The 12,147-nt window shown below is 67.9% G+C and carries 9 protein-coding genes; 8 read left to right on the plus strand and 1 reads right to left on the minus strand.

Annotated features, from left to right (window positions below):
* Positions 1 to 12 precede the first annotated feature (12 nt).
* The 7 genes from BUF17_RS19305 to BUF17_RS19335 all read left to right on the plus strand — a co-directional run bounded on the left by BUF17_RS19305 (position 13) and on the right by BUF17_RS19335 (position 7,642).
* Positions 13 to 720 (plus strand): HAD-IA family hydrolase, encoded by a 708-nt coding sequence (locus BUF17_RS19305; protein ID WP_073631803.1) that lies wholly within the window; start codon positions 13 to 15, stop codon positions 718 to 720.
* Complete coding sequence (locus BUF17_RS19310; RefSeq protein WP_210215478.1) at positions 717 to 1,574, plus strand: MurR/RpiR family transcriptional regulator; 858 nt, start codon at positions 717 to 719, stop codon at positions 1,572 to 1,574. The genes BUF17_RS19305 and BUF17_RS19310 overlap by 4 nt, the downstream gene beginning before the upstream one ends.
* A gap of 119 nt (positions 1,575 to 1,693) precedes the next feature.
* Positions 1,694 to 2,398, plus strand: a complete 705-nt coding sequence (gene rpiA, locus BUF17_RS19315; RefSeq protein WP_073631807.1) for a ribose 5-phosphate isomerase A — start codon at positions 1,694 to 1,696, stop codon at positions 2,396 to 2,398.
* Between the two features lie 212 nt (positions 2,399 to 2,610).
* Positions 2,611 to 3,708, plus strand: coding sequence for a sugar ABC transporter substrate-binding protein (locus tag BUF17_RS19320; protein WP_073631809.1), 1,098 nt, complete (start codon positions 2,611 to 2,613; stop codon positions 3,706 to 3,708).
* Between the two features lie 293 nt (positions 3,709 to 4,001).
* Positions 4,002 to 5,516, plus strand: coding sequence for a sugar ABC transporter ATP-binding protein (locus BUF17_RS19325; RefSeq protein WP_073631811.1), 1,515 nt, complete (start codon positions 4,002 to 4,004; stop codon positions 5,514 to 5,516).
* Positions 5,517 to 5,628: 112 nt separating this feature from the next.
* Positions 5,629 to 6,630 carry an ABC transporter permease gene (locus BUF17_RS19330; protein WP_084564960.1) on the plus strand — a complete coding sequence of 334 codons (1,002 nt, stop codon included), beginning with the start codon at positions 5,629 to 5,631 and terminating at the stop codon, positions 6,628 to 6,630.
* Between the two features lie 229 nt (positions 6,631 to 6,859).
* Positions 6,860 to 7,642 (plus strand): DUF72 domain-containing protein, encoded by a 783-nt coding sequence (locus tag BUF17_RS19335; protein WP_073631813.1) that lies wholly within the window; start codon positions 6,860 to 6,862, stop codon positions 7,640 to 7,642.
* A 73-nt stretch (positions 7,643 to 7,715) separates the two neighbouring features.
* Here the strand turns inward: BUF17_RS19335 and BUF17_RS19340 are convergent, their stop codons facing one another.
* Positions 7,716 to 9,299, minus strand: a complete 1,584-nt coding sequence (locus tag BUF17_RS19340; protein WP_073631858.1) for an aldehyde dehydrogenase (NADP(+)) — start codon at positions 9,297 to 9,299, stop codon at positions 7,716 to 7,718.
* A gap of 1,253 nt (positions 9,300 to 10,552) precedes the next feature.
* Here BUF17_RS19340 and BUF17_RS19350 point away from each other — a divergent pair.
* Positions 10,553 to 12,124: a UxaA family hydrolase gene (locus BUF17_RS19350; protein WP_175563752.1), complete on the plus strand. Its 1,572-nt coding sequence runs from the start codon at positions 10,553 to 10,555 to the stop codon at positions 12,122 to 12,124.
* Positions 12,125 to 12,147: the final 23 nt, after the last annotated feature.

Consider the following 12,147-nt stretch of genomic DNA (forward strand, 5'->3'; position numbering starts at 1 on the left):
GAATCCCTGCCGTTGACTGCTGAGAGGCCTGCGCCGCTCGATGGCGGCGCGACCTATTCCGCGCTGATTTTCGATCTCGACGGCACGCTCATAAACAGCGCGCCCGACATCGCAGCCTCGGTGAACCGCTATTTCGCCGCGCAGGGCTGGCCGCAGCTCGAGACCGACTATGTCGAGGGCTTCATCGGCAACGGACCGCGGCGGCTGCTGCTCGACATGATGCTCGATCTCGGCCTGCCGTCCGACGACGAAACCGTCGCCGCCGCCGTCGACGGCTATATCCGCCACTACACCGAGCGGCCGGCGGACCTGACGCGGTTCTATGACCACGTGCGCGAGGACCTGGTGGCGCTGCGCGCCGCCGGCTTCCGACTCGGCATCTGCACCAACAAGCCCCATGCGCTCACCCAGTCGATTCTCGCCATCCTCGGCCTCGACACGCTGTTCGACGTCGCGCTCGGGGCCGATGCCGTGCCGGCGTGCAAGCCCGATCCGCGCCACCTGATCGCGGTCGCCGAGGCGATGGGGCTCGAGGACGGCAGCTGGGCCTATGTCGGCGACACCGGCGTCGACCAGAGGACGGCGGCGGCGGCCGGCGTGCCGTTCTTCGTGGTGCCCTGGGGCGGCGGCGCACTCGTCGGCGTGTCGGCGTCCCAGCGCCTGACCCGGCTTCGCGATCTCATGCAGCACGGCCCGCGCATCGCGGCGGCCGGCGAATGACGGGGGACGGGCAGGTGACGGTCAGCCTGTTGCAGCGCATCCTTCAGGAGCAGGCGACGATGGGCGCCGCCGAGCAGCGCGTCGCCGCCTTCGTCAGCACCTCGCCCGGCGAAGTGATCCACATGAGCATGGCGCGTCTGTCGCAGACTTGCTCGGTCAGCGATCCGACCATCATGCGGTTCTGCCGCCGGTTCGGTTTCGAGGGCTATCAGGACTTCAAGCTGCACCTCGCCCAGAGCCTCGTGCCCTCGGCGCCGTTCGCCTACGAGCAGATCGTGCAGGGCGACGGCATCGACAACATCGTGCGCAAGACCTGCCGCAATTCCCTCAACGCCATCCAGCGGCTGCTTGAGGATCTGGCGCCGCAGCAGGTCGAGGAAGGCGCGAAGATCCTCCATGCCGCGACCTGGACCGGCATCTACGCCACCGGCATCTCCGAGGTCACCGCGCTCGATGCCGAGCACAAGTTCCAGCGGCTCGGTATGCGCTGCCAGGCGCTGCTCGGCGGCAAGAAGCAGTGGATGCATGCGGAAAGCGCGCGGCCTGGCGAGGTGGCGCTGATCTTCTCGCAGTCCGGCCACACCAAGCAGATGGTGGAGGTGGCGATCGCGGCGCGCGCCGGCGGCGGCCGGGTGGTCTCGATCGCGGCGGCCGACAGCCCGCTCGCCCGGGTGTCCGACGTGGTGATCGCGGTGCTGCCCTACGACCGCACCGAGCTGATGACGCCGCTCGCCTCGCGCCTCAATCACCACCTCGTCATCAACATGCTGGTGACGGCCATCGCCATCATCGGCGGCAGCGAGTTCCCGGATCAGCTTCCGGCGCTCGATTCCTGGCAGACGGACAAGATCTGACCGTCGCCCTGGGGCGGCATAGCCCCGACGACTTCATCCGCGGCTGACGCCTCGCCCGTTGATGGCGTACCGGCGGGGTGCCGCGAGCGACATCGCAAAGAAAAGAGTGGAGGACGCACATGAGCGCACAGGACGAGGCGAAGAAGGTTGCCGGGCGGCGCGTGATCGAGGAATTCGTGCGCGACGGCATGAAGCTCGGGCTCGGCTCCGGCACCACGTCGCACTTCTTCGTGCGTGAGCTCGGCAAGCACGTCGCCGGCGGCATGAAGCTGACCTGCACCACCACCTCGCGCTCCACCAACGACGTCGCGCGCGAGGTCGGCATCCAGATCGTCGATCCCAACGATATCGGCGAGATCGACCTGACCATCGACGGGCCGGACGAGGTCGACCGCCAGCTCAATATGATCAAGGGCGGTGGCGCGTGCCTGTTGTGGGAGAAGATCGTCGCCCACGCCTCCAAGCGGATGATCTGCATCTGCGACGAGAGCAAGATCGTCGACCAGATCGGCAAGTTCCCGCTGCCGGTCGAGGTGGTGCAGTTCGCCTGGAAGCAGACGGAGCGGATGGTGGCGAACACCCTCGCCGCGCACGGCCTTTCCGGCGTTCCGATCGTTCGGCGGATGCGGGACGGCCAGCCCGTCGTCACCGACAGCGGCAACTTCATCCTCGATTGCCGGTGCGGCGCGATCTCGGAGCCCGCGAAGCTCGAAATCGAGCTGAACCGCATTCCCGGCGTCGTCGAGAACGGTCTCTTCACGCGCGAGGCGGCCGGCATGGTGGTCGGCTGCTTCGACGGCACGTCCTACGTTTCGATGCGATAATGTAGTAAAACTTCGTATTTACTAGGTCCGAGCAATCGGAGCGCGGCCGATCGGTGGTGGCGGCGCAAAAGACAGATTTATTGCGCCGTGCCTCAGGTAGTTCCGTGTTTTTCGGCGCGTGAATCTGCGGTGCGGCTTTGTCCGAGTGCTTGACAGAAATTCAGCGTATGTAGTATTACTATCAATAACGACAACAAGGGAGGAATTCCGAAATGACTCGTACAACCGGAGTGACCCGGCGCGGCGTCCTCGCCGGCGGTGCCGCGCTCGGCCTCGGCGCCGTGGCTGGCGCCGCCATGGGCGGCGGCGCGGCGTTCGCGCAGGAAAACATCTTCGTTCCGTATTCGAACAAGAGCCTCGACTACTACTTCTTCGTCATCCAGGAAGAAGCGGTGAAGCGGGCCGTTCTGGCGAACAAGTGGCGCTTCCAGTCGACCAACGCCAGCTTCGACAACACGCGCCAGCTCGAGCAGTGGCAGAGCCTGATGCTGTCGAACCCGCAGGCGATCGTGTCCGATCCGATCGACAGCCAGGCCATCGTCAGCGCCATTCGGCGCTACAACCAGCGCAAGATCCCCGTCGGCATCATCGACACGCCGGCCGACGGCGGCGACGTCGCGATCACCGTCAGCTTCGACAACCGCCTCGGCGGCGAAATGGCGGCGAAGGAGATCATCTCCCGTCTCGTCAAGAAGTATGGCAGCCCGAAGGGTACGGTGCTCAACTGCTTCGGCGCGCTCGCCTCTGTCGCGTGGCGCCTGCGCAAGGAGGGCATGGATGCCGAGTTCGCCAAGTACCCGGACATCAAGTATCTTGCCCGTCCGACCGAAGGTCAGCTCGACCAGATGCTGTCGGTGACGCTCGCGACGCTGTCGGAGTTCCCGGACCTCGACGCCGTGCATGCGCCCAGCGACTCGCCCTCGCGCGGCATCGTCACGGCGCTGCAGCAGAAGGGACGCTGGAAGAAGGTCGGTGAAGAAGGTCACGTGATCTTCGTCAACATCGACGGCGAGCCGATCGCACTGAAGTGGATCCAGGAAGGCTACATGGATGCCTGCGTCTCGCAGGACCCCATCGCCTACGGCGAGATCGCAGTCGAGATGCTCGGCAAGCACGCGATGAAGGGCGAGCCGGTTCCGATCGGCGTCTACGAAAACAAGAACTACTTCTGGGAGAAGGGCGATATCGTCGAAGGCAAGACGGGGCCGACCTTGATCATTCCGCCCTTCGTCATCGATGCGGCGAATGCGGCGGACGCCCGTCACTGGGGCGCGATCGCCGAGAAGAAGTGGGGCATTCCCTACACTTGATCGGCCCGGACCAGCGGAATGGCCGGCTTTCGGGCGTGCGCCCGAAGGCCGGCTTCCGTGTCTGTCCCGCAAGCCTGGGTCTGTCGCGCGAATCTGGAGCGTGGCGAGACCGCGCGGGAACGAAACGGCCGGAACGGACTCTGGTCCGAACGGCGACCGTCGCGGTCTGATCTCCCTGCGGGAGTTCCGCCGCGCCCGCCGTGTCGCATAGCGGCGTTTCACGCCCGGCGTTGGGCCGATCCCGGGCGGGCACGCATCTTCTGCCCGTCCGCCGGCGCGAGGAGAACCATCCGATGCTGCACAATGCCCGGCCTGCGCCGGAAGACGATTTCATCCTGAGGGTCGACAATCTCAGCAAGAGCTACGGCGCGGTGCACGCGCTGCGCGGCGTCTCGATCGCTGTGCGGCGGGGTTCCATCCATGGCCTGCTCGGCGAGAACGGTGCCGGCAAGAGCACGCTCGTCGGCATCATCTCCGGCCAGCACACGCCGAGCGGCGGCACCATCGCGCTCAATGGCCGGGTGCTGGAGAACACCGACGTGCGGGCGATGGAGGAGGCGGGCGTCTTCCTGGTGACCCAGGAGCCGATGATCGTCGACCATCTGTCGGCGGCGGAGAACCTGATGCTCGGCATCTGGCCGAGCGGGCCCGGCGGCTTCGTCAGCTGGCGCAGGCTCAATGCGGATGCGGCGCGGATGCTCGAAGGCAGCGGCATCAACCCGAAGGCCCGGGCGGGCAGGCTCGATGCCGTGGCGCGCCGCAAGCTCAATATCCTCCGGGCGATGTTCTCCGGCGGCAAGGTCATCATCCTCGACGAGCCGACGGCGGCTCTCACGGTCACCGACCGCCGCGTGCTGTTCGACTTCATGCGCCGCCTCAAGGCCGAAGGCGTCACCTTCATCTTCATCTCGCACTACAACGACGAGATCCTCGACATCTGCGACGCGGTCTCGGTGCTCAGGGACGGCTCGCTCGCGGGCGGCTCCGACGATATCGGGGCCATGACCTCCGAGCAGCTTTCCGAACTGGTGCTCGGCCGCGGGCTGGCGCTGTTCCAGCGCGAGCGCGTCTCCCACGATGGCAAGGCGCCGCTCGTTTCCCTGCGCGGCGTCGTGGCGGAGCATGTCGACCTCGCCGCGCTCGATATCGCGCCGGGCGAGATCGTCGGCTTCACCGGCCTGCCGGGCGCCGGCGCTAAAGAACTTGCCCGCGCCATCTTCGGGCTGAATCCGACGCGCGCGGGAACGATCAGGCTCGGCGATGCCGCCGCGGTCGCGCTGCCGCGTGATCCGAGCGACGCGTTTGCGGCCGGCATCGCCTATCTCTCCGACGACCGCCGCCGCGAAGGTTCGGTGTCGCAGATGTCGATCGCCGACAACATCGCCATGTCCTCGCTCGGCTCGCGCAGCCGCGCCGGGTTCATCGACAGCGCGGCGGAGGCCCGTGTCGTCGAGCGTTATTTCCAGGCGATGGGCATCAAGGCGCCGGGCCCCCAGGTCGCGGTGGACACGCTGAGCGGCGGCAACCAGCAGAAGGTTTGCCTCGGCCGCGTGCTCGCCACCGAGCCGCGCCTGCTGATCGTCGACGAGCCGACACGCGGCATCGACATCGGCGTCAAACAGGACGTGCTGCGGATCATCGACCGGCTCAGCCGGACCGGGGTCGCGGTCATCATGGTGTCGACCGACACCGACGAACTGGTCCGCGCCGCGGACCGCATCTGCATCTTCGAGCACGGCGCGATCCGCGAGACGCTCTCCGGCGACGCCATCTCGACCGAGCGCCTGCGCCGCATGGTCCAGGCATGACGGCGCCCGCAGCTCTGCCGTTCGAAACGGCGATGCCGGGCCGGTCCGGCCGCGCCCGATGTGCGGACGCACCGCAATGACGCCGCGGCGGGACACTACAGGAGGAAACAAAATGACCAATGGCACCCTGGCAGCGCCGAAGGCGGCCCCGCGCGGCGGCTCGGGAGAGTCGCACAGCGTGCTCGGCTGGATCCTCCACAACGTGGTGTGGATCTGGCTGGTCGCACTCGTGCTGATCTTCGGCTTCTTCAACGAGTTCTTCCTGACGGTCTTCAACCTCCAGAACATCATGGTCCAGGCGACCGTGCTCGGTACGCTCGGCATTGCCGTGGCGCTGCCGCTGCTGGTGGCGGAGATCGACCTCTCGATTCCCGCAAATGCCGGCTTCTCCGCCGCCATCGGGGCGCTCGCCTATTCCGATCTCGGCCTGCCCTGGATGCCGGCGATGCTGCTCGGCATCGCGGTCGCCACCGCCATCGGTTTCTTCAACGGCCTGTGCATCACCAAGCTGAAGATGGTCTCGCTGATCGAGACGCTGGCGATGATGATCATCCTCCAGGGCGCGCTACTCGCGATCACCCAGGGCAAGACGCTGACGAACTTCTCGGACGGCTATATCTGGATCGGTCAGGCGACCTTCGCCGGGGGCTGGCCCGTGATGCCGCTGGTGTTCGTGGTGGCGCTCGTCGGGCTCGGCGTGCTGCTGCGCTTCACGATCCTTGGCCGCAGCATCTATGCCGTCGGTGGCAATCCGGTCGCGTCCAAATCGGCCGGCATCCGCGTCGACCGCATCAAGGTCATCACCTACACGCTCTCCGGCTTCCTCGCCGGCGTCGCGGGTTTCCTGCTGGCCTCGTGGCAGATGGCCATCACCTCGAACCAGGGGTCCAGCTACCTGCTCTATGCCATCGCGGCGCCCATCATCGGCGGCGTCAGCGTGTTCGGCGGCCGCGGTAACGTGATCGGCGTGCTCGGCGGCGTGCTGTTGCTCACCGTCATTCAGGTCGGCCTCGCGATCATCTCGGTGCCCTCGTTCTATGTCGGCATCATCGGTGGCTGCATGATCTTCATCGCCGTGGCGATCGACGCGGTTCGCGTCCGCTATTTCGGCTGACGTCCGGCGCCGTGTGGCGCCGACATCGTCGGGAGGCTCCAGGGTCGACGGCCGCCGGTCTTTCTCCACCGGCGCCGGCAACCTCACTGCCCGCGGGGCTTTCCCACGGGCTTCCGTGCCGCTACCGTCCGCCGTCCGGAACCGTGTTGTGGACGATGCGGTTTCAGGCGAGGGTCGCGGGCATCGCGGCTGGAACCGAAATGGCGGCGGGCGGAATGGAGCGGCGACCATGATCAGAATCGGCATCGGCGGCTGGACCTACGAGCCGTGGCGCGGACCGTTCTATCCGGCGAAGCATCCGCAGAAGCGCGAGCTGGAATATGCCAGCCGCCGGCTCACCTCGATCGAAGTCAATGGCACCTACTATGGCTCGCAGAAGCCCGAGAGCTTCGCCAAGTGGTATGAAGAAACGCCGGACGACTTCGTGTTCTCGCTGAAGGCGCCGCGCTTTTCTACGAACCGCCGGGTGCTGGCGGATGCGGGCCAGACCATCGCCCGCTTCTTCGAAAGCGGCGTGACGGAGCTGAAGCACAAGCTCGGCCCGATCAACTGGCAGTTCATGCCGACGAAGAAATTCGATGCCGAGGACTTCGAGGCCTTCCTGAAGCTGCTGCCGGAGAGCGTCGACGGCCTCAGGCTGCGCCACGCCGTGGAAGTGCGGCACGACAGCTTTCGCGTGCCCGAATTCACCGCGCTCGCCCGGGCTCATGGCGTGGCGATCGTGATGGCCGGCGACAGCCATTATCCCCAGATCGCCGACCCCACGGCGCCGTTCGTCTATGCCCGCGTGATGGGGACGACCGAGGGCGAGGAGCGCGGCTACCCGGATGACGCGCTCGACCTTTGGGCGAAGCGCGCCGCCGCGTGGGCCGCCGGCGAGGCGCCGGACGGGCTCGACTATGTCGACCGCGACGCCGTCGAGCGCGTCGAACGGGACGTCTATCTCTACGTCATCAGCGGCCACAAGGTCGCGAACCCTGCGGCCGCCATGGCGCTGATCGAGCGGGTCTGAGAACGGCCGGCTTTCCGCCGGGGTGCGGGGCGCCCCGGTGCCTCCGCATGGAAGGCTCCGGGGTGGCCGGTCGTCAGGCTTCCGGAAGCGTCAGCCGGCCGTCGATGCGGCGCGGAAGACGCAGCGGGTTGCCGTCGCGGAGGGCTTCCGGCAGGAGCTTCTGCGGCACGTCCTGGTAGGAGACCGGGCGCAGGAAGCGGGCGATGGCGAGGCTGCCGACGGACGTCGAGCGGCCATCGGCGGTGGACGGGAACGGGCCGCCGTGCACCATGGCATGGCAGACCTCGACGCCGGTGCCGAAGCCGTTCATCAGCACGCGGCCGACCTTGCGTTCCATCAGCGGCATCAGACGGGCGGCGATCTCGGTGTCGGCGTCGTCGAGGTGGATCGCACCGGTGAGCTGGCCTTCGAGCGCGGCGAGCACCGCGTGCAGCGCCGCTTCGTCCGGGCAGCGCACCACCAGCGAGGCCGCGCCGAAGACCTCGGCCTGCAGGGCATGGTCGGCGAGGAACGCCTCCGCGGTGGTTTCGAACAGCTGCGCGCCGCCGGTCAGCGCCTCGCCCGCCTTGCCCTTGCCGACGGTCTTCACCGCGGCATGGCCGGCCAGCGCTTCGACGCCCGCGCAATAGGCCGACAGGATGCCCGGGGTGAGCATCGTCTGCGCCTCGCAGGCGGCAAGCGCCTCGCTCGCGGCCGCGATGAAGCTGTCGAGGCCGGGGCCGTCGATGGCGAGCACGAGGCCCGGATTGGTGCAGAACTGGCCGGCGCCGAGGGTGAGCGAGCCGACGAACGCCTTGCCGATGGCCGCGCCGCGGCTGGCGAGTGCGCTGGGCAGGAGCACCACCGGATTGATGCTGCTCATTTCGGCATAGACCGGGATCGGCTCGGCGCGGGCGGCCGAAATCGCCATCAGCGAGGTGCCGCCGCCGCGCGAGCCGGTGAAGCCCACCGCCTTGATGCGGTGGTCGGCGACCAGCGCCTGCCCGATGGTGCGGGAGCTGTCGAACAGGAGCGAGAAGGTGCCTTCCGGCAGGCCGCAGGCGGCAACCGCACGCTGCACGGCACGGCCGACCAGCTCGGAGGTGCCGGGATGGGCCGAGTGCGCCTTCACGATCACCGGGCAGCCGGCGGCGAAGGCCGAGGCGGTGTCGCCGCCGGCGACAGAGAACGCCAGCGGGAAATTCGACGCGCCGAACACCGCGACGGGACCGAGGGGCTGGTTTATCAGCCGCAGGTCGGGACGCGGCAGCGGCTTGCGATCCGGCAGCGCCGGGTCGATGCGGACGTCGAGGAAGCCGCCGTCGCGGACAACGCCGGCGAACAGGCGAAGCTGGCCGACGGTGCGGCCGCGCTCGCCCTCGATGCGGCCGCGCGGCAACCCGGTCTCGGCCATCGCGCGCTCAACGAGGATATCCCCGATCGCGAGGATCTCCTCGGCGACCGTCTCAAGGAAACGGGCGCGGGTTTCGAGGGGCGCATTGCGGAACGTGTCGAACGCCGCCTCCGCAAGCGCGCAGGCCTGTTCGAGGTCGGCCGCGGTCGCGCCGCCGAAGCCGGGGGACAGCTTCGTGCCCGTGCGCGCCTCGGTTGCGCGGATTTCGCCGGCGGTGCCGCGACGGATGTCGCTCCCGATCAGCAGGGCGCCTTCGATCGCCAACTCTGCGACTGCCATGATGTCTTCCTTGTTTCTGAGAGGCCGCCATGCGGGTGGACAGGCTCGCGGAGGTGCGTCGTCCCAAGCGCCGCGCTGGTCATCCCAAGCGCCGCGCCGGCGGCCGCACCTCGTCTGCCAGGTCCAGAAGCCCCGCGGGTCATCCGATGCGGTGCGTCCAGGGGAGGGCGCACGGCATCGCTGCGGATCATCCCGCCGCTCATCAATAAGGCGTTCGCGCCGCGAAGGCCACCTTGGCGGCTGCCGAAAAGCACTGAAACGGCCGCGCGATGCACAGCCTGCGCAGGGCTCGGTGCGATGCCGCACCGCTTCAAGGCCCACCGGCCGCTCGCCCGCGCCCGGCCGCTGTCCCGCACGAGTGCCCGGGCGGTGGGGCTTGCTGCCGTCCCGCGGAGCGGCCGTCACGCCTGCGGGGAAGAGTCCGCCACCTTCCTTGGGGGCCGGCCTGATCGTGAACGAGACGATCACGACGTCGATTCTTCCTGGCGAGCAGGAATGCCACGCGGTTCGAGCCCGAGGTCTGGACGATCTCCAGCGTCACGCCGAGGTGTTCGACGAGCGGCCTGTGGGGGTGTCGACATCCGACCCCGGTCTCCCTGGCGATGGCGTCCGGCACGCCGTAGGGCGGGGTGCACCACGGCCATGCCGACGATGATCCGACCGCGCTCCTTGACGGTGGCGAGCGTGTCTGCGGCGGAGGCCGCCGCGCTGGCGAGCCCGTGACGAGGCGGTGCGAAAGTTGGGGGGAGGGGCGAAGATCATGGTCTTCCTCCCCTGAGATGCCGCCTTCCGGCTCCCATGAGATGTCCCCTCCGGCGAAGATGGTCGTGTTTAGATGGGATTAATGTTAAACGCCCGATCCCCCTTCCGGCCGGGGGTTCGCCCCGTGGGCGAGGGCTGCGGATCGTGCATGCCGCCGACCGCGCAAAACGTGCCGACGACAAAGCCGGCAACGATCGAGCACGGTGTCATGGCGATCGTCAGCCACGCGCCGTGGATGATGAGGCTTGACTTGAATCGATCCAACATCATTGAACATTGCGTGCAATAGCCATAAAATGGATGGTATCATCGCTCTTGCCCCGGTCGTCATCCTTGGCGACGGCCCGCGAGGGCGGACCAGAGATCGACACTGACGTCAGCGGCCCCAGGCAGGCCGGTAACCGTGGATCCGCCGCCGGCGGGCCTGATCACTCCATGCCCGTCCGGGGACGGGCCAGCCCCCCGAGGACGCTTTCATGTCTTCTGCTTCCATGTCTTCCGCCTCGACGTCCGCCGCGCCGTCCGTGAGTTCGCCGGTCATTCGACTGAACCCGCAGGACAATGTCGCCGTGGCCCGGTGGGCGGTTGCGGCCGGTACGCCGCTGGGGCAGGAGGGGGGTGTCGCCGCCGGCGACGTGCCGCGCGGGCACAAGGTCGCCATCGCGCCGATCGCGGCCGGCGCCGTGGTGCGGAAGTACGGCCAGCTCATCGGCTACGCCACCCGCGCCATCGCGCCGGGCGAGCACGTCCACCTCCAAAACATGGAAATGCGCGACGGCGACGTCGCCCATGAGTTCTGCGCCGATGCCCGGCCGACCCCGCTGCTGCCGGAGGCGGAGCGCGCCACCTTCCAGGGCTATCTGCGGCCAGACGGCCAGGTCGGCACGCGCAACTATATCGGCCTCGTCACCTCGGTGAACTGCTCCGCGACGGTCGCCAAGGCGGTCGCCGATCACTTCAACCGCGGCGGCGGCATGGCCGGGCGCCAGAACGTCGACGGTGTCGTGGCGCTCACCCACGGCGGCGGATGCGCGATCAACACGGCCGGCGAGGGCTATCGCTTCCTGTCGCGCACCCTCGGCGGCTACGCCCGCAATCCGAACTTCGCCGGTATCGTCATGATCGGCCTCGGCTGCGAGACCAACCAGATCGACCTCGTCATGGGCCGCAGTGCCCTGACCGAGGGGCCGATGCTGCGCAGCCTCACGATCCAGCGCAGCGGCGGCACCCGCAAGACCATCGCGGCCGCCATCGAGATCGTGAACGAGATGCTGGACGAGGCTGCGAAGGTGCCGCGCACCACCCAGCCGCTGTCCGGCCTCAAGGTGGCGCTGCAGTGCGGCGGCTCTGACGGTTATTCCGGCATCTCCGCGAACCCCGCGCTCGGCTATGCGGCGGATCTCATCGTGCAGAACGGCGGAACGGCGGTCTTGAGCGAGACGCCCGAGATCTACGGCGCGGAACACCTCCTCACGCGCCGCGCAGTCACCCCTGACGTGGCCGAGAAGCTGATCAGCCGCATCGAGTGGTGGCGCGACTACACCGCGAAGAACGGCGCGGAGCTCAACAACAATCCCTCCCACGGCAACAAGGCAGGCGGGTTGACCACCATCCTTGAAAAGTCGCTCGGGGCCGTCGCCAAGGGTGGCTCGATGCCGCTGGAGGCGGTCTACGAATATGCCGAACTGATCGACCGCACCGGCTTCGTGTTCATGGACACGCCCGGCTACGACCCGGTCGCCGTGACGGGGCAAGTAGCCGGCGGCTGCAACATCGTCTGTTTCACGACGGGCCGGGGTTCGGTCTCCGGCTACAAGCCCGCGCCGTGCATCAAGATTGCGACCAACACCGAGATGTACGAGCATATGGAAGAGGATATGGACATCAATTGCGGGGGCATCGTCACGGGCGACGACACCATTGAGGCCGCCGGGCGACGGATCTTCGAGCGTGTCCTAGCGGTCGCCTCGGGCGAGCACTCGCTGAGCGAAACCTTCGACTACGGCGACAACGAGTTCGTTCCCTGGCCGCTCGGCGCCGTCACCTGACGGCCGGCCTGTCCGGCCGGCGC

This window comes from Pseudoxanthobacter soli DSM 19599 (assembly GCF_900148505.1).
GTDB classification, from domain to species: Bacteria; Pseudomonadota; Alphaproteobacteria; order Rhizobiales; family Segnochrobactraceae; genus Pseudoxanthobacter; species Pseudoxanthobacter soli.